Genomic DNA, 17,591 nt, shown 5'->3' with positions numbered 1-17,591 from the left:
GCGGCTCACGCGGATGTGCGGCGGCGGCGCCGGAACGACGCTGGACCGCATGGAAACCACAGTCGAACTCGACCGGGTCAGCCGCCGGTACGGCCCGCTGACCGCCCTCGACCACGTGTCGCTCGCCGTCCCGGCCGGATCGTTCGTGGCCGTGATGGGAGCGACCGGGTCCGGTAAGAGCACGCTCCTGCAGTGCGCCGCGGGTCTCGACCGTCCGAGCTCGGGCGCGGTCCGGCTCGCGGGCCGGGACATCACCCGGATGCGTGAGCGTCGGCTCACCCGCCTGCGCCGGGACTCGATCGGGTTCGTGTTCCAGTCCTACAACCTGCTCTCGGACCTCACGGTCCGCCAGAACGTCCTGCTTCCGGTGCGTCTGGGCGCGCGTTCGAGCCAACCTGTCGACGACGCCCTGCGCGCTGTCGGGTTGCCGGGACTGGGGCGGCAGAAGGTGGGCACGCTGTCCGGCGGTCAGCGTCAGCGGGTCGCGTTGGCGCGGGCGCTGATCACGGAACCCGCGGTGATCTTCGCCGACGAGCCGACCGGGGCGCTCGACCCGACGACCGGCGCCCAGGTGCTCCGCCTCCTCCGCGAGGCCTGCGACCAGCGGGGCGTCACGGTCGTGATGGTCACCCACGACCCGGCCGCCGCCGCCTGGAGCGACCGCCTGGTCCTCCTCCACTCCGGCTCGATGGTCGCCGACTCCCCCACCCCCGACACCGACGTGATCGCCCACCGCCTGGCCGACGCCTGTGCCGACCCGCCACCCGGCGCTGCTGAGCCGACCGAAGCGGCCGGAGCGCCGCGCGCGGCCGGAGCGGCCCGGCCGGCCGGCGGCGCCGGGGCAGGTGTGGCGTGAGGGCCGGGCTGGTGCGGCAGGCGATCCACAAACAACCGTGGTCGTTCGTCGGCCCGGCGATCACCCAGTGCCTGGCCGCCGCGATCGTCGCCGGCTCGCTGGGCGCCGCACGTTCCCTCCCGAGCGGCTCCGACCTCGCCACCTTCGCGGGCCTCCTCGTCGTCATCGCGATCTACCTCTGCGCGATCGTCGTCGGCGTGACGATGAGCTCCACGATCGCCCAGCAGGCCCGCGACATCGCGCTGGTCCGCGCGATCGGAGCAGCCCCGGGCCAGATCCGCCGAGCGGTCGCCGGCCAGGCCGCGCTCGTCGCGATCCCGGCGACACTCCTCGGCGTCCCGCTCGGAACCCTGGGCGGCCGGCTCTGGGTCGACAGCCTGGTCACCCACGCCGTGACCCCGACCGCGACCACCTTCACCGCACACCCCCTGGCACTCCCGATCGCCCTCGCGGTCACCCTCGTCACCTCGACGATCGGCGCCCTCCTCGCAGCGATCCGCCCGTCCCGCGTGCGCCCAGCGGTAGCCCTCACCGACACCGCCGCCCCGAAACGGCAGATCGGGCCGATCCGCATCGTCCTCGGCCTCCTGCTGGTCGTCGGCGGCGTGGCCGGGTCGTTCGCGATCGCGAACGCCCAGGACGCCGAGGAGTCCGCGGGCTCGTTCTTCGTCCTGCTCGCGATGTGCGTCGGGGCAGGCCTGCTCGCGCCCGTCCTGCTCCGGATCACCGCACCCCCGGCCAGGCTGTTCGGCCGCACCGGCAGGCTCGCCGCCGACAACCTCGCCGCCCGGTCGAGGTCGTACTCCGGCGCGCTGATCCCCCTCGTCCTCGCGGCCGCGTTCGCCACCGTCAAAGTCACGATGCACACGACCGCCGCACACGTCACCGGCCGCGCCGAGGCACCGGCGGATCTCTGGCTCGATTACTCCGGCACCGCGATCTACACCGGCTTCGCCGCCGTGGCGGCGCTGACCACGCTGATCACCGTGACCCTCGGCCGACGCCGCGAGATGGCGCTGCTGCGCCTGGCGGGCGCGCCTCGACCGGCGGCGCTCGGCGTCGTGTTCTGCGAGGCTCTGATCGTGACGCTCACCGGCCTGCTGGTCGCCGCCGCCACCGCGGCCGCGACACTGCTGCCGATGCTTCCCTCGGCTCCGTACGTGCCGCTCGGCGTCGCTGTGACCGGCGTGCTCGGTGTCGCGGTCGTGGTCGTGCTCGGGACGGGCCTTCCCGCCCTCGGCGTGATGCGACGCCCGGCGATCGCGTCGCTGGGAGACGGGGCGTGATCAGGACGATCCTGCGGGCCCCGATCGAGGCGAGGACGTGGCGCGAGTTCGGCTACGTCCTCGTCGGCCTGGCGTTCGCGATCCCGGTGTTCCCGCTGGTGGTCTCAGGCCTGCTCGGTGCCGTCTACGCGGTCGTCATGATCGGTCTGCCCGTGCTCGTCGGGTCGCTGGTCGCGCTCCGCTCCACTGTCGGCTGGTTCCGGCTGCCGTCCCGCTGGTTCCTCGACCTGGACTGGCCGTCACCACCGCCACGGCCACGCGCCACCGACCCCGTGCAGTTCGTGGTGAACGTGCTCCGCGACGGCACCGCCTGGCGGGCTTTCGCCTACAGCTTCGTGAAGCTGCCGCTGATGGTCGGTACCGCGTACGTCACCTGCGTGAGCATCGCGGTCAGTGCGGTCTCGATCAGTTACCCGGTCTGGTGGTTCCGGTGGCACGAGAACCGCCCGTGGGCCGCCACCTGGCTGTTCGCGGTCGCGGGAATCGCTGCGCTGTTCGTCGTCCCCTGGCTGCTCCGGCTCCTCGTCGGCCTGGACCGCCTGCTGCTCCGCGCGCTGCTGGCACCCACTCCCGACCGGCTCCGGATCGCGACGCTCGAGGCGAGCAGCGCCGCGCTCCGCGCCGATTCGGCGGCGCTGCTCCGCCGGGTCGAGCGCAACCTGCACGACGGCACCCAGGCCCGGCTGGTCACGCTCGGCGTCACGCTGTCGCGGATCGAGGCCCGCGCCGACGACTCCGTCCGGCCGCTGGTCGAGGACGCCCAGCAGGCAGTGGTCGACGCCCTCGCCGAGCTGCGGGACATCGTCCGGGGCCTGCACCCACCGGCACTCGACGACGGTCTGCCGGTCGCGATCGAGACGCTCGCCGGCCGGGGCTCGGTGCCGGTCGACGTCCACGTCGACCTGACCCGGCAACCGCCGGACGTCATCGCGTCGGCGTTGTACTTCACGGTCGGCGAGCTGCTGACGAACGTCTCCAAACACGCGGGAGCCACCCGCGCACGGCTGGACCTGACGGAGGACCGCGACCGGCTCCGCCTGACCGTCACCGACGACGGCCGCGGCGGCGCCACCGTCGAGGAGACCGGCTCCGGCCTCACCGGCCTGCGACGACGAGCGGTCGCCCTGGACGGCACGTTCGCGATCGACAGCCCCGCCGGTGGCCCCACCACCGTCACGATGACGCTCCCCCGGGAGGTGTGACCGCCGTGCGCGTGGTCATCGCCGAAGACAATCCGCTGCTGCGCGACGGCATCCGGCTCCTGCTCTCCGACCACGACATCGCGGTGGCCGCCGCTGTCGACAACGCCGACGACCTCCTCGCCGCGGTGGCCACGCACGAACCGGACGCTGCCGTGGTCGACGTCCGCATGCCGCCGACGCACACCGACGAGGGCATCCGGGCCGCGCTCGAGATCCGCGCGACCGGCACGCCCGTCCTGGTGTTCTCCCAGTGGGTCGAGACCGGCTACGCCCGCCGGCTGCTCGCCGAACACCCCACCGGCGTCGGTTACCTGCTGAAGGACCGGATCGTCCGTACGCGCGATTTTCTCGACGCCCTGAGGCGGGTCACCGAGGGCGGCACCGTGCTCGACCCGGAGGTGGTCCGCCAGCTGATCGCGGTGCATCCCAAGGACGAGGGGCTCGATCGGCTCTCCGACCGCGAACAGGAGATCCTCGGCTTGCTCGCCGAGGGGCGGTCGAACATCGCGATCGCCGAGCAGCTGCACCTGGCGGCGCGGAGCGTCGAGAAACACGTCACCGCGATCTTCACGAAGCTGGACCTGCCGCAGGCCCGCACCGACCACCGGCGTGTCCTCGCCGTCCTGCGCTACCTCGACGCGCACCGCCCGCCAAGCTGAACCCAAGCGCGGCCCAAGCGATCGCCAAGCCCCCTCGGCGACGGTGTCGACACACCACGAACGAGGGAGCATCCGACATGACCGAGCTGAGCGTTGCCGCACCGCTGGAGAACCTGGCGGTCGCCGGTCGGGTTCTGCTGCCCGGACAGCCCGGCTACGCCGAGCTGGCGACGCCGTGGAACGTCGCCGTCCGTAGCGAGCCGATCGCCGTCGTCGAGGCCTTGTCCGCCGACGACGTCGTGGCGGCCGTCCGCTTCGCCCGTGCCTCCGGGCTGACGGTATCCGTGCAGGCCACCGGCCACGGGGCGATGGCCACCGAGCGGCCGTCGCTGCTCGTGCACACCAGCCGACTGAACGAACTGGAGATCCGCGGCGACGGCACCGCCCGCGCCGGTGCCGGTGTCCGCTGGGCCCAGGTGCTGGAGGCCGGGGCGCCGCTCGGGCTGGCCGGGCTCGCCGGGTCCGCACCGAACGTCGGCGTCGTCGGTTTCCTGACCGGTGGTGGCATCGGCCCGGTCGTGCGCACCTACGGCGTCTCCTCCGACCGCGTCACCGCGTTCGAGGTCGTCACCGGCGACGGTGAGCTGCGGCGGGCCACGCCGACCGAGAACCCGGCGCTGTTCTGGGGACTGCGTGGCGGCAAGGGCGCGCTCGGCATCGTCACCGCCGTCGAGTTCGAGCTGGTGCCGCTCGCGGACCTCTTCGGCGGCTGCGTGTACTTCGACGCCACGAACGCGGCCACGATCCTGCAGTCCTGGGCCGGGTGGACCGAACAGCTGCCCGAGCAGGCGACGACGTCGGTCGCGGTCCTGCGGATGCCGCCGATGCCGGGTATCCCCGAGCCGCTGGCCGGGAAGTTCGCGCTGGCGCTGCGCTTCGCCTGGGTCGGCGATCCGGCGGAAGGCCAGCGGGTGATTGCGCCGATGCTCGAGCTCGGGAACGTCGTTCTCGGCGGCATGGGGATGCTGCCCTATGCGGCGATCGGCGCGATCCACGCCGATCCCGTGGACCCGATGCCGGCTACCGAGACCACGGGTCTGCTCCGGTCGTTGCCGGCCGACGCGGTCGACGCGCTGATCGCGCTGGCCGGGCCGGAGGCGGAGTGTCCGCAGGTCGTCGTGGAGGTGCGGCACCTCGGTGGGTCTTACGCCCGCCCGTCCGAGCACCCCGACGCGTTCGACCACCGCGACGCGGCGTACACCGTGCACGCGATCGGGCTCGGTGTGCCGCCGGTCGTGGAGGCCGCGAACGGGCACGGTGCGGCGCTGCTGAAGGAGCTCGGCCCGTGGACGACCGGTGGGTGCCTGCCGAACTTCTCGGCGTCGGCAGATCCGGCCGAAGTGGCGCGCACGTACAGCACCGGGACGCTGACCCGGCTGGCGACGCTCGCCACCGCCTACGACCCGGACGGCGTCATCGCCGCAGCCCGGCCCGTGCACGCGGCGGTCAGCCGAAGCGGTCCTGGCCTCGGGTGGTGACCTCGACACCGGCGGCGAGGAAGTCGAGGATCTGCGCGCTCATGCGCTCGTCCTCCTGGGCGTCGAACTCGACCGCGGCCCGCACCCGCGGGTCGACGGGCGAGAGGTGCCGCACCCGGTCCTGCGTGCGCGACGCGAACCCGTAGAGCGCGACGAGCCGATCGGCGGTGAGCTCTCCCGGCGCGATCACGTGGTACCGCTCGAGCTCGTCCTCGTCCCCCGGCAGCGCCTCGCCGCGCGCGCACGAGCTGACCAGCCGGCACTCCCCCTGCGTCGTCACGAAGAGACCGGTGGACGACGTCACCCGCTGACCGTACGAATCACCGTCCGGCCGCCCGGCGACGGCCTCGTTGTATCCACCGGTGCGCAGCTCGTGGGTCTGCGGCTGCGCGGCGAGCACCGACCACCCGGTGAACACCGGCAAGGGCCACGGCGGCGCGGGTGGCGTCCGCTGGAACAGCCGACGCCGTGGCCGCTCCGGCCGCGGCGGTGGCTCCTCGGCCAGCACACCCTCCGGCGGCAGGCCGGCCGCGGCGAACCGCCGCGCGGCCTCGTGACCGAACACCGCGAGGCCCTGCAGGAACGCCGCGTGACGACGATCCTCCGCCCATCCCCGCGCGGTGGGATCACTGTTGATGCTCACGGGGTCAGGTTTACACGAGTAACGGTACGGATGTATCCGCTGGAGAGCCGGTTGGCACCGCCGGTCGGTTGATGCATCAACCGGTCAGCCACGCCGGAACCAACGCAACCACATCTCGGCGACGGGGACGCCGAACACGCACCCGAACGCGTCCTTCGACCCGATCGACCCGATCGAGCGCAACGAACCGATGGAGCCGATCGACGCGATGCTGCCGATCGATCCGATGGACGCGATCGACCCGAGCGAGCCGGCCGACGCGATGCTGCCCGCCGACCCGATGCTCCCGATCGACCCCGCACTGCCGATCGACAGGATGCTGCCGGTCGAGCCGATCGACCCGATCGAGCCCCCGGACTTGATCGACAGGACCGAGTTGTGCGAGTCCTGCGATCCGTCGGGCTCACCGGCACCGTCGATGACGTGGAACTTGTGTTTTCCGGACACGTTGCTCAGTCTCCCACTCGCTCAGGCTCGACGGCCCCGAACCGGGAGTCGTCGCGGCGTTCACGCTCCCAACCGATTCGGTACGGACCATCAACGGCCAGCAGGGCGTCGTGCGTTCCGCGTTGGACGATCCGGCCCGCTTCGAGCACCACGATTTCGTCCGCGTGCTCGCATCCGGCCAGGCGGTGCGTGATCAGAACGGTCGCCCGTCCCTCGGTCGCGGCCAGCAGATCGCGGGTCAGGGCATCCGCGGTGGGTGGCTCGAGGTTCGCGGTCGGCTCGTCGAGGACGACGACCGGGAAGTCGGCGAGCACGACCCGGGCCAGCGCGAGCCGCTGCCGTTGCCCGCCGGACACCTGGGTGCCGCGCTCGCCGACCGGGGTGTCCAGCCCGGCCGGCAACGAGCGCACCCAGTCGGCGAGCCGGGCGGCGTCGAGGGCGGCGAACAGCTCCGGCTCGGAAGCCGCGGGCCGGGCCACGCGCAGGTTGTTCCGGATCGACGTGTCGAACAGGTGGGCGTCCTGAGCGCACCAGCCGATCAGCTCGCGTACGGCGTCCGGATCGAAGTTCGCGACGGGACGGCCCGCGAGCGTGAACGTTCCGGCGGCGGGATCCAGGAAGCGCACCAGGAGCGCGGCGAGGGTGCTCTTTCCGGCGCCGGAGGCGCCGACCACGGCGATCCGGCGGCCGGCGTCCACACGCAGGTCGACGTCGGTGAGCGCGCACTCCGAGGCGCCCGGCCACCGTGCGCCGACACCGGACAGCACCAGTGGGAACACCGCGTGGACGCGCTCGGTCCCCGGTGCGACAGGGCTTTCGGCGTCGAATATCTCGGCCAGGCGGGCGCCGGACTTCCGGACGCGGACCAGCGACCGGGCGGCCACCGGCAGACCGGTCACCGCCTCGAACGCGGCCAGCGGGAGCAGCACCACGACCGCGAGCAGCACCGGGTCGAGCCGGCCCGCTTCGACTGCGGAGGTGCCCGCGGCCAGCGCGGCGAGTACTGCTCCACCGGTGGCGAGCGCCGTCAGGGCCGACGCCAGCCCGGTGGCCCAGGCCGAGTGCGCGGCCGAGCGCTCGAGGCGGCGGTCGAGCTCGTCGAGCGCGCGGAGGCGGGGTTCGGCGGCGCCGTGGGCGATCAGCTCGGGGGCCGCCTGCAGGAGCTCGACCACCGAGGTGGTGAGCGCGGCCCGGTCGGCGACCGTCTCGCGTTCGGCGCGCTCGGCGGTGCGGATGGTCAGCCACGGCACGAGCGCGCCGCCGATCAGCAGCGCGACGCCCAGCGCGAGGCCGGCCGTCGGCAGCAGCGCGGTTGCGCCGAGCGTCGACAGCACGCCGACGACGACTGCGATCGCGAACGGGAGCCGCACCCGCAGGTAGCGGTCCTGGATCTGGTCGACGTCGGACACGAAGCGGGCGAGCAGGTCACCACGCCGGAAGGTGGGTAGGGCCGCCGGGCCGAGGCGTTCGAGCCGGGCGTACACGCGGGAGCGGAGCGCGGCGAGGATGCGGAAGGTCGCGTCGTGGCCGACGAGGCGCTCGACGTAACGCAGGAGCCCGCGCCCGATGCCGAAGGCGCGCACCGCGGTCACCGCGACCGCCAGCTCGAGCACCGGCGGCTGCTGCGACGCCCGACTGATCAACCACCCCGACGTCGCCGACAACGCCACCGCACACCCCAGCGCCCCAGCCCCGAGCCCCCCGGCCAGGATCAACCGCCCGCTAGCTGGCAACACGGGCACCTCCCACGTGCACTACGTGGTCGGCCAGGGCCAGCAGGGCCGGGCGGTGGGCTACGAGGACTGCGGTGCGGCCCGTGACCAGGCGGTGGAGGGTCGTGAGGATTCGCTCCTCGCTGGCCCCGTCGAGGTTCGCGGTCGGCTCGTCGAGCAGGACGATCCGGGCGTCCCGCAGGAACGCCCGCGCGAGCCCGACCCGCTGCCGCTCACCAGCGGAAAGCCCCGCCCCGTCCGCGCCGAGCACGGTCTCCAACCCGTCGGGGCGCGAAGCGATCACCTCGGCGAGCTCGGCGTCCGCAGCCGCGCGGGCGACCTCCTCGTCGGTCGCGCCGAGCCGCCCGAGCCGGATGTTGTCCGCGATCGTTCCCGCGACCAGCGTCGGCCGCTGCGGTACCCACGCCACCTGGCTGCGCCAGACGTCCGGATCGAGCTCGGCGATCTCGACGTTCCCGATCCGCACCGACCCGGCCTCCGGCCGGACGAATCCGAGGAGCACGGCCAGCAGCGTCGATTTCCCGGTGCCGCTCGGACCTGTCAAAGCCGTGACGGTTCCTTCGCGGACGACGAGCGACGTGCCGCACACCGCGGGCTCACGTCGCCCGGGGTAGGTGACAGTCACGTTCTCGAGCGTGAGCGCTCCCCGCGGAACGACCGTCCGCCGACCCGGTTCGGGTGGGAGTTTCTCGAGCACCTCGAACACCGAGTTCGCCGCCTCCAACCCCTCCGCACTGGCGTGGAACTGCGCCCCGACCAGCCGCAACGGCAGGTACACCTCGGGCGCGAGTAGCAGCACGAGCAGCCCGGTCTCCAGCGTCAACTCACCCTCGACCAGCCGCAGACCGATCGACACCGCGACCAGCGCCACCGAGATCGTGGCCAGCAGCTCCAGCACCAGCGACGACAGGAACGCCGCGCGGAGCACACCCATCGTCGTGCGGCGGAACTCGCCGGTGATCCGCCGCACGGTCTCGACCTGCGCCTTGGCCCGCCCGAACACCATCAGCGTGGGCAGGCCGGCGACCACGTCCAGGAAGTGCCCGGACAACCGCGACAGCGCGTCGAACTGCCGCTGGGTGCGCCCCTCGGTGTACCAGCCGACGAGGGCCATGAAGAGCGGGATGAGCGGCACGGTCACGACCAGCACCACCGCGGTGAGCCAGTCCGCGAACAGCAGGCGCGCACCGATCAGCGCGGGCACCACAGCAGCCAGCACCAACTGCGGCAGGTACCGGGCGAAGTAGCCGGTCAGCGCGTCGACGCCGCGGGTGGCGAGCGTGGCCAACTCGCCGGTGTTCCCCGGCGTGGTCGCGACGGCGCGGGCGAGCAGCGCCCGGCGCAGCGTCGAGACGACCGCCGCGCCGGTGCGATGGGCGATCGTGTCCTGCGCCCAGGCGATTCCCGCGCGAGCGAGAGTGACCGCCGCGAGCCCGATGAGCTCCGGCTTCACGTCCCCGTCGGTTCCGGTCACGACCCCCGCGATCGCGCTCGCCAGCAGCGTCGCCTGCGCGATCAACAACGCTGCCGACGCCGTGCCGAGCCCCACGCTGACGACGAGGAAGGCGCGGGTCACCGTGGCGTAGCGGAGCAGCCGCGGATCGAGTGGTCGCATGTCAGCCGGCCGAGTGGGAAACCAGTGCCGCACCCGCGGACGGCGGGATGTCCCGGACGCCGATGCGCTTGCGGAACACCCAGTACGTCCAGCTCTGGTACAGCAGCACGAGTGGCGTGAACGCCAGCGCCGCCCACGACATGATCGTCAGCGTGTACGGGGTGGCCGCGGCGTTCGTCGTCGTGAGGTCGTTCGCGGCGGCCAGGATCGACGGCGCGACCGCCGGGAAGAGCAGCGTGAACAGTGTCGCGGTGGCCAGCACGATCGCGGCGCCGGTCCCGAGGAACGCCCAGCCTTCGCGGCTGCGGGCGTTGGCCGCAGCCGCCGCGAGGAGCGCCAGGACGGCAGCGGCGCCGGTTGCCCAAGTGACCGCGGAACCACGCTCCAGCTGAGCGGCGATCAGGCCGACCGCCACGACGGCGAGCGCGCCGAGCAGGATGCGGCCGGCCAGGGCCCGGGCCCGCTCCCGGATCTCGCCGTGCGTCTTGAGCGCGAGGAACACGGCTCCGTGCAGGACGAACAGGGCCAGCGTCGTGAGGCCGCCGAGCAGGCCGGCGACAGTGAACAGGTCGGTGAGGCCGCCGGTGAACTCCCGGTCGGCGCCGATCGGGAGTCCGCCGAGCAGGTTGCCGAAGACGAAGCCCCAGGCGAACGCCGGGACGACCGAGCCGAACACGATGCAGCGGTCCCAGCGGCGCTGCCAGGCCGGGTCGGTGCGCTTGCCGCGGTACTCGAACGCGAGGGCGCGCAGGATCAGCGCGACGAGGATCAGGAGCATCGGCAGGTAGAACGCGCTGAGGAGGGTGGCGTACCACTCCGGGAACGCCGCGAACGTCGCGCCGACGGCGGCGACGACCCAGACCTCGTTGCCGTCCCAGACCGGGCCGATCGTGTTGATCAGCACGCGTCGCTCGGTGTCGTCGCGGCCGAGTACCGGGAGGAGCGTGCCGACGCCGAAGTCGAAGCCCTCGAGGAAGAAGTAGCCGGTCCAGAGGAAGGCGAGGACCACGAACCAGACGGTGGTGAGTTCCATGTCGTTCCTCTCTCAGTACGCGAAGGCGAGTTGGCGCTCTTCGGGCTGGGGCTCGGGCTCCTTCGGTTCCGGCGGTGCTTCGGGGCCGTTCATCGCGTACGTGCGGATGAGCCGGAACTCGATGACGCCGAGGATCGCGTAGAGGAGCGTGAACACGGTCAGCGAGATCGCAACGGTGCTGGCCGGGACGCTGGGCGAGACGCCGTCGGCGGTGCGCAGCATGCCGTAGACCACCCACGGCTGCCGGCCCATCTCCGTGAAGATCCACCCGAACGAGTTCGCCAGAAGCGGCAACGGGATCGCCCACACCCCTACCCGCCACACCCACCGCGGCACGGTGTCGCCGTCACGCGGACCGATTCGCCGGGGCCACAGATTCCTGATCCATCGTCCCGGTCGACCCATGAGGAAGAGGAGGGCGGCGGCGATCGCGGCGGCGGCGAGGCCGGTGCCGATCATCAGGCGGAAGGTCCAGTAGGTGACCGGGACGATCGGCCGGTAGTCGCCCTCGCCGTAGGTGGCGACTTCGTGGCGCTGGACGTCGTTGATGCCCTCGACCTCGCCGTCCCAGCTCCCCGTCGCCATGAACGAGAGCAACCGTGGCACACGGATGCTGAAGATCTCGTCGGAACCGTCCAGCGACCCGATCGTGAACACGGAGAACGAGGCGGGCGCGACGGTGTCGTACAGCGCCTCGGCCGCGGCCATCTTCATCGGCTGCTGCTCGGTCATGATCCGGGCCTGCATGTCCCCGCTGATCACCGCACCCACGGCCGCGATCAGCATCGTCCACGCGGCGAGCTTCAACGACGGACGCATCACGTCGGTGTGCCGCCCCCGCGCCAGGTGCCACGCCGCGATCCCGATCATCAGCGCGGCGGCGGTCATGAAGCACGCGAAGATCACGTGCGGGAACGCGGAGAGCAGCGTCGAGTTCGTGATCACCGCGACGAAGTCGGTGAGCTCGGCCCGCCCGGTCTCGGCGTTGATCCGGTACCCCACCGGGTGCTGCATCCACGAGTTCGCGGCCAGGATGAAGTACGCGGAGAGCATCGTCCCGACCGCGACGACCCACATGCACGCGGCGTGCGCCCACGTCGGCAACTTGTCCCAGCCGAAGATCCACAGTCCGAGGAACGTCGATTCGAGGAAGAACGCGAGCAGGGCCTCGATCGCGAGCGGCGCACCGAAGATGTCGCCGACGTAGCGGGAGTAGTCGCTCCAGGCCATGCCGAACTGGAACTCCTGCACCAGCCCGGTGGCGATCCCGATCGCGAAGTTGATCAGCAGGAGCTTGCCCCAGAACTTCGCGGCACGCTTGTAGTGCTCCTTGCCGGTGCGGACGTACGCGGTCTCGAGGATCGCGACCAGGAACGACAAGCCGATCGACAGGGGCACGAAGATGTAGTGGTAGACGGTCGTGATGCCGAACTGCCACCGCGCGAGGTCGAGCTGGTCCATGGCGGGTCCCCGTCCGCAATCGTCTACGGCGCGTAGACGTCTTATATTGACTACACCACGTAGACGTTTGGGACGCCAAACCTGTGACAGGTGGTGTTGCGCACACGACAGGAGCCCCGCCGGTCGGCGGGGCTCCTTCGGGGTGTTTCAGCTGGCTAGGCGGGTGGCCAGGGTTTCGAGGACGGGCAGCGCCGCTTCGAGCGTGGCGCGGTCGGAGGCGGAGAGCTGGTCGAGCTCGGCCTGCAGCGCTTTCGAGCGGACGCCGGCCAGTCGGGTCAGGAACGCGACGCCGTCGTCGGTGATGCGGACGAGGTAGGCACGCCGGTCGGCGGGGTCGTTCTCGCGGGCCAGGAACCCGTTGCTCTCCAGCAACGCGACGATCCGGGTCATCGTCGAGGGGGTGACGCCCTCGCGCAGGGCGAGGTCGCCCGGGCGGATCGGACCCTCGCGCCGGACCGTGCCCAGCGCCGCGATCGACCCCGGGCCCAGCTCGCTCGGCTCCGTGCGCCGCAGCGCGCGCTGCAACCGCGCCAGCGCCACCGGCAACCGCGTAGTGACACTCTCCTGCGCCGGCGCGGTCATGGCGTCACCTTCGTCGCTGGCACTACGTCCTCCGGGGTGCTGTCGGCGTCGGCCGCATCATCCCGCGCCACGCTCGACGCGCTGTCCGCGCCCTCCGCGGAGGGCGCGGAGGCGGACGCGGCGGCAACCGGAGCCGGGCGGCGGGTGCCGCCTATCAGGGAGGCCAGCGCGGCGACGACCATCATGGCCGCCGCGGTCACGAACACCACGACCAGACCGTTGTGGAACGGCTCCGAGATCAGCGCCGGGAAGAACTCCTTGCCGGTGAGCGTCGCCGCCTGCGCCGACGAGACCTGGTCCAACGCCCCGGTCGGCCCGAGCAGCTCCGCGAGCGGGTTGTACCCGAGGAACGCCGCGAACAGCGTCCCGACCGGCGGGAGCTGCGCCACCTGTCCGGCGATCTCCGGCGAGACCCCCTGCTCCTGCAGACCGCTGGAGAGCGTCTGCGGCAGGTGCGCCGACAGCCCGGCGATCATCAGCGAGAAGAACACGCCGATCGACAACGCGGACCCGGCGTTCATGAACATGCCCCGCATGCCCGACGCCACCCCGCGCTGATCCGCAGGCACCGCCCCCATCACCGCTGCCGTATTCGGCGAACTGAACAACCCCGAGCCGACGCCGTTGAGCAGCGTCAGCAACGCGAACACCCAGTACGGGAAGTTGACCGGGATCAGCAGCAGACCGACGAACGACGCTGCCACGAGCAGCAGACCACCGACTGCGAACTGCTTCGAGCCGTAGCGATCGGAGAGCCACCCCGAGACGGGCCCGGCAACCAGGAAGCCGATCGTCACCGGCAGCAGGTAGATCCCGGCCCAGAGCGGCGTGGACTCGTAGTCGTAGCCGTGCCGCGGCAACCAGATGCCTTGCAACCAGATGATCAGCATGAACTGCATGCCACCGCGCCCGATCGCGGACAGCAGCCCGGCGAAGTTCCCCGCCGCGAACACCTTGTTGCGGAACAACCCGATGTGGAACATCGGGTACTTCACCCGCGTCTCGATGACGACGAAAGCAGCGAGCAGCACCACACCACCGACCAGCCCACCCACCACCCACGGGTTCGTCCACCCGGTGGCGTGGTCCCCGTAGGGCTGGATGCCGTACGTGATCGCGGCGAGCAGGACGCTGAGCCCGACGCCGAACGTGATGTTGCCCAGCCAGTCCACCGGATCGGTCTCACGCTTGGAGAGCTCACGCAGCGACTTGTACGACCAGATCGTGCCGAGGACACCCAGCGGCACGCTCACCCAGAACACGGCCCGCCAGTGCCACTCGGAGAGCAGACCACCGAGCACCAGGCCGATGAACGAGCCGGCGATGGCCGCCACCTGGTTGATACCCAGCGCCATCCCCCGCTGGTTGCCGGGGAACGCGTCGGTGAGGATCGCGGTGGAGTTCGCCATGATCATCGCGCCGCCGACGCCCTGCACCACCCGCCAGCCGATCAGCCAGAGCGCACCGGCGTCACCCACCGCCGGATCGAGCGAGAGCGCGATCGACGAGACGGTGAAGACGACGAAGCCGAGGTTGTAGAGCCGAACCCGGCCGTACATGTCGCCGAGCCGGCCGAACGTCACCACCAGCACCGCGGACACGAGCAGGAAGCCCATGATCATCCACAGCAGGTAGCTGACGTTGTTCTCGTCCAGCGGGTTGAGGTGGACGCCCCGGAAGATCGCCGGCAGCGAGATCAGGACGATCGACGAGTTGACCGTCGCCAGCAGCATGCCGACCGTGGTGTTCGAGAGTGCGACCCACTTGTAACCGGGCTGAGCCATGACCCCCAGATTAGTTGGTTGGTGCTAACTAATCATTTCCGGTGACGTACTTCACCCGGCAACGCCGACCGCAGCCGTCGCCCCGCTTCCGGTCACCACGGAGATCAGCGCACCCAGCGCCGCACGCCCGTCGACAGTCAACAGCTGCCCACCCGGCCGACGCACGGCGCGCACCGGCACCTGCAGCAGATCTGCGGCACGCACCAGCGTGCCCGCCGACCACGGGTCACCCACGCGCACCGCCAGCCCGTCCGGGCCACCGCGCCCCGGGCCGACCGCGAGCAGCGCACCCCGCCAGGCCGCCGCCGCGATCACCAGCTCCCGGCGACGTCGCCCGGCCACGGCCTGCGTCCCGCCGGCGGCCCGCAGCGCACTGGCCCCGGCCGACGCGGACCGGGCCAGCACCTCGAGGACCTGGGCGCCGGACTCCCGGGGCACCGTCACCCGGTGGATCTCGTAGCGGTGGCGACCACCCTGGTAGCCGGACTCGACCACCGCGGACGGCGCGACCGCGGCCAACGTCGACACCAGCCGGCTCGCCGCCGCGTCGGTGTCGAACTCCGCGAGCAGACCCGGCTCGTCCCCCCAGCGCTCCGCGCGTGGGTGGTGCACCGTCGGCCGCGTCCCCGGCGAACGGCAGATACCCGGCCGGGCCGCCGCCCGGACCAGCATCGCCGCCTCGAACGGCGCCCATGCCGGATCCAGCGGTGCCCGAACCATCGCCGCGCGAAGCGCGTCCACCTCCGAGCGGATCATGGAGACCTCCCAGACCAGTCGCCAGCCGTTCATCTCGTTGTCGCAGAGCATCCGCGCGGCGCGGTCGGGAAGCCTCAGATCTGAGCAACTTCTGAGGAGTCCGCTTCTAAGCGGCTAATACCGGAAATCCACTGTTAACAGGAGTCACTTCCGTCGCGGCCCAGGCGCCACTACCTTGGCCGCGTGCAGCCCGCCCCCCATCCCGGCCGGATCGTCGTCCATCACCTCACGAAGCAGTTCGGCACGATCCGGGCGGTGGACGACCTGTCGTTCACCGTCGAGCCGGGCACTGTCACGGGGTTCCTCGGCCCGAACGGGGCCGGGAAGACGACGACGCTGCGAATGCTGCTCGGCCTCGTCGCCCCGACGTCCGGCGAGGCCACGATCGGCGGTTACCGCTACGCCGAGCTGCCGCGGCCGCTGGAGGCGGTCGGCGCCGCGCTGGAGGCGTCCGGCTTCCACAAGCGCCGTACCGGCCGCGCCCACCTGCGGGTGCTCTGCGCCGCCGCGGGCCTCCCGGCGCGGCGCGCCGACGAGGTTCTCGAACTTGTCGGCATGACTCCGGCGGGCGGGCGGCGGGTCGGCGGCTACTCACTCGGCATGCGCCAGCGGCTCGGGCTCGCCCAGGCCCTGCTCGGCGATCCCCGCGTCCTGATCCTCGACGAACCCGCGAACGGGCTCGACCCGGCCGGCATCAGCTGGCTCCGCGACCTGCTGCGCTCGCTCGCCGCCTCCGGCAAGACCGTGCTCGTCTCCTCCCACCTGCTCAGCGAAGTCGAACAGACGGTGGACGACGTCGTCATCATCGCGGCCGGGCGCAGCGTCAGACAGGCGCGGGTCGCCGAGCTCAAGGCCCAGACCACCGCCGGTGTCCGGGTGCGGACGCCGAACGCGGAGCGGCTGGCCCACGCGCTGCGCGGTGTCCCGATCCGGGCCGGCGCGGAGCCCGGCGTCCTCCTGGTGGAACGGATACCGGCAGCGGACATCGGACGGGTCGCGCTGGCCGCCGGCGTGGAGCTGCACGAGCTGACGCCGCTGCAGTCCGATCTGCAGGAGCTGTTCCTGGCACTCACGGAGGGGCAGGCGGAAATCCGATGAGAAACCTCCACAGCGAACTGCTGAAGATCCGGTCGCTCGCTGTCGGCTGGGCCACCGCGGCCGGGGTGATCGCGGTGACGCTGATCGCGCTGCTGTTCTGGTGGGCGATCGTGGTCTCGCAGAGCGCCACCGCCGCGGACCTGAAAGCAGCGGCGCCGGACCTCACCGAAACGATGTTCACGTCCGGGCAGTACTTCGGGCTGCTGTTGATGATGATCTTCGGCGTCACGATCGTGACGAGTGAGTACTCGCAGCAGACGATCACCGCGACGTTCCTCGCCACGCCGAAACGCGCTCGGGTCGTCGTCGCGAAGATTCTGGCCGGCATTCTCTGCGCGCTGGTGTTCTGTGCGATCAGCAGCGCGCTGGCGATCGGCGTCGGCAGCGTGCTTTTGATTTCGCTCGGCGTCCCCGTCGGTGAGGGCCTCTCCACCGGCCTGGGCGCGGTGGCGCTGAACGCACTGGCCTATCTGGTGTGGGTGGTCTTCGGCGTCGGCCTCGGCACGATGCTGCGCAACCAGGTGTGGGCAGTCGTCGCCGCCGTCGTGCTGTACCTCGGTGAACTCGGAGCCCAGTTCGTGTTCCCGCAGCTGGCCTCCGCGCTCGATCAACGCTGGATCATCAGCCTGCAGTACTACCTGCCGGGCGGAGCGTCCCGGGCGATGACGTCGCTGGTGCCCGCCAACGGTGTTCCGCCGTGGTCCGTGGCCACGCTCGTCCTGCTCTGCTACGGCGTCGCGACGACCGCTTACGGAGCACTGGTCACGTCCGCGAGAGACGTCAGCTAAAAGCTTGGTGAACCTGAACCGATACGGTTCAGGGACACTGACGGAAATCGAGTGTCATTTCGCACTCGGCAACCCTTCCGCTCAGCGGGCGCGCTCGGCAGGTGCCCTCACGCGGGCGTAGCCTGAACAGTTGCGGCGCCGGGGTTACCGTGCCGTGATGGGGCACCCAC

Annotated in this window: 16 protein-coding genes; 7 read left to right on the top strand and 9 right to left on the bottom strand. The window is 71.6% G+C overall.

Annotated features, from left to right (window positions below; all coding sequences use genetic code 11):
* The first annotated feature begins 49 nt into the window (after positions 1 to 49).
* The 5 genes from ACGFY5_RS41465 to ACGFY5_RS41445 all read left to right on the top strand — a co-directional run bounded on the left by ACGFY5_RS41465 (position 50) and on the right by ACGFY5_RS41445 (position 5,481).
* Positions 50 to 856, top strand: a complete 807-nt coding sequence (locus tag ACGFY5_RS41465) for an ABC transporter ATP-binding protein (RefSeq protein ID WP_392729904.1) — start codon at positions 50 to 52, stop codon at positions 854 to 856.
* Complete coding sequence (locus ACGFY5_RS41460) at positions 853 to 2,142, top strand: FtsX-like permease family protein (protein WP_392729901.1); 1,290 nt, start codon at positions 853 to 855, stop codon at positions 2,140 to 2,142. Before ACGFY5_RS41465 ends, ACGFY5_RS41460 begins: the two co-directional genes overlap by 4 nt.
* Positions 2,139 to 3,344, top strand: coding sequence for a sensor histidine kinase (locus tag ACGFY5_RS41455; RefSeq protein ID WP_392729899.1), 1,206 nt, complete (start codon positions 2,139 to 2,141; stop codon positions 3,342 to 3,344). Before ACGFY5_RS41460 ends, ACGFY5_RS41455 begins: the two co-directional genes overlap by 4 nt.
* 5 nt (positions 3,345 to 3,349) lie before the next feature.
* Positions 3,350 to 4,003, top strand: coding sequence for a response regulator transcription factor (locus ACGFY5_RS41450; protein ID WP_392729897.1), 654 nt, complete (start codon positions 3,350 to 3,352; stop codon positions 4,001 to 4,003).
* A 77-nt stretch (positions 4,004 to 4,080) separates the two neighbouring features.
* On the top strand, positions 4,081 to 5,481 hold the full coding sequence (locus ACGFY5_RS41445) for an FAD-binding oxidoreductase (protein WP_392729895.1): 1,401 nt from the start codon (positions 4,081 to 4,083) through the stop codon (positions 5,479 to 5,481).
* Here ACGFY5_RS41445 and ACGFY5_RS41440 read toward each other — a convergent pair.
* From ACGFY5_RS41440 to ACGFY5_RS41400, 9 genes are all read right to left on the bottom strand, one after another.
* On the bottom strand, positions 5,450 to 6,124 hold the full coding sequence (locus tag ACGFY5_RS41440; protein WP_392729893.1) for a hypothetical protein: 675 nt from the start codon (positions 6,122 to 6,124) through the stop codon (positions 5,450 to 5,452). The genes ACGFY5_RS41445 and ACGFY5_RS41440 overlap by 32 nt on opposite strands.
* Positions 6,125 to 6,208: 84 nt before the next feature.
* Positions 6,209 to 6,571, bottom strand: coding sequence for a hypothetical protein (locus ACGFY5_RS41435; protein WP_392729892.1), 363 nt, complete (start codon positions 6,569 to 6,571; stop codon positions 6,209 to 6,211).
* A gap of 5 nt (positions 6,572 to 6,576) precedes the next feature.
* Positions 6,577 to 8,307: a thiol reductant ABC exporter subunit CydC gene (cydC, locus tag ACGFY5_RS41430; protein WP_392729891.1), complete on the bottom strand. Its 1,731-nt coding sequence runs from the start codon at positions 8,305 to 8,307 to the stop codon at positions 6,577 to 6,579.
* Complete coding sequence (cydD, locus tag ACGFY5_RS41425; protein ID WP_392729888.1) at positions 8,294 to 9,919, bottom strand: thiol reductant ABC exporter subunit CydD; 1,626 nt, start codon at positions 9,917 to 9,919, stop codon at positions 8,294 to 8,296. Before cydD ends, cydC begins: the two co-directional genes overlap by 14 nt.
* Position 9,920: 1 nt before the next feature.
* Complete coding sequence (gene cydB, locus ACGFY5_RS41420) at positions 9,921 to 10,952, bottom strand: cytochrome d ubiquinol oxidase subunit II (protein ID WP_392729886.1); 1,032 nt, start codon at positions 10,950 to 10,952, stop codon at positions 9,921 to 9,923.
* A gap of 12 nt (positions 10,953 to 10,964) precedes the next feature.
* Positions 10,965 to 12,413 (bottom strand): cytochrome ubiquinol oxidase subunit I, encoded by a 1,449-nt coding sequence (locus ACGFY5_RS41415; RefSeq protein WP_392729885.1) that lies wholly within the window; start codon positions 12,411 to 12,413, stop codon positions 10,965 to 10,967.
* Between the two features lie 147 nt (positions 12,414 to 12,560).
* Positions 12,561 to 12,995, bottom strand: coding sequence for a MarR family winged helix-turn-helix transcriptional regulator (locus ACGFY5_RS41410; RefSeq protein ID WP_392729883.1), 435 nt, complete (start codon positions 12,993 to 12,995; stop codon positions 12,561 to 12,563).
* Positions 12,992 to 14,779: an MFS transporter gene (locus ACGFY5_RS41405; protein WP_392729881.1), complete on the bottom strand. Its 1,788-nt coding sequence runs from the start codon at positions 14,777 to 14,779 to the stop codon at positions 12,992 to 12,994. The genes ACGFY5_RS41410 and ACGFY5_RS41405 overlap by 4 nt, the downstream gene beginning before the upstream one ends.
* A 51-nt stretch (positions 14,780 to 14,830) precedes the next feature.
* On the bottom strand, positions 14,831 to 15,535 hold the full coding sequence (locus ACGFY5_RS41400) for a hypothetical protein (protein WP_392729879.1): 705 nt from the start codon (positions 15,533 to 15,535) through the stop codon (positions 14,831 to 14,833).
* A gap of 183 nt (positions 15,536 to 15,718) precedes the next feature.
* Between ACGFY5_RS41400 and ACGFY5_RS41395 the strand changes: the two genes are divergently transcribed.
* Together ACGFY5_RS41395 and ACGFY5_RS41390 are read left to right on the top strand one after the other, a co-directional pair.
* Complete coding sequence (locus ACGFY5_RS41395) at positions 15,719 to 16,633, top strand: ABC transporter ATP-binding protein (RefSeq protein ID WP_392729876.1); 915 nt, start codon at positions 15,719 to 15,721, stop codon at positions 16,631 to 16,633.
* Entirely contained in the window at positions 16,630 to 17,421 is a 792-nt protein-coding gene (locus ACGFY5_RS41390; protein ID WP_392729875.1) for an ABC transporter permease, read from the top strand. Before ACGFY5_RS41395 ends, ACGFY5_RS41390 begins: the two co-directional genes overlap by 4 nt.
* The last annotated feature ends 170 nt before the right edge of the window (positions 17,422 to 17,591 follow it).

Origin of the sequence: Cryptosporangium sp. NPDC048952 (assembly GCF_043197895.1) — a bacterium.
Taxonomy (GTDB): domain Bacteria; phylum Actinomycetota; class Actinomycetes; order Mycobacteriales; family Cryptosporangiaceae; genus Cryptosporangium.
Note: the sequence above shows the minus strand (reverse complement) of the source record. Positions and strands in the feature narration are given on the sequence as shown.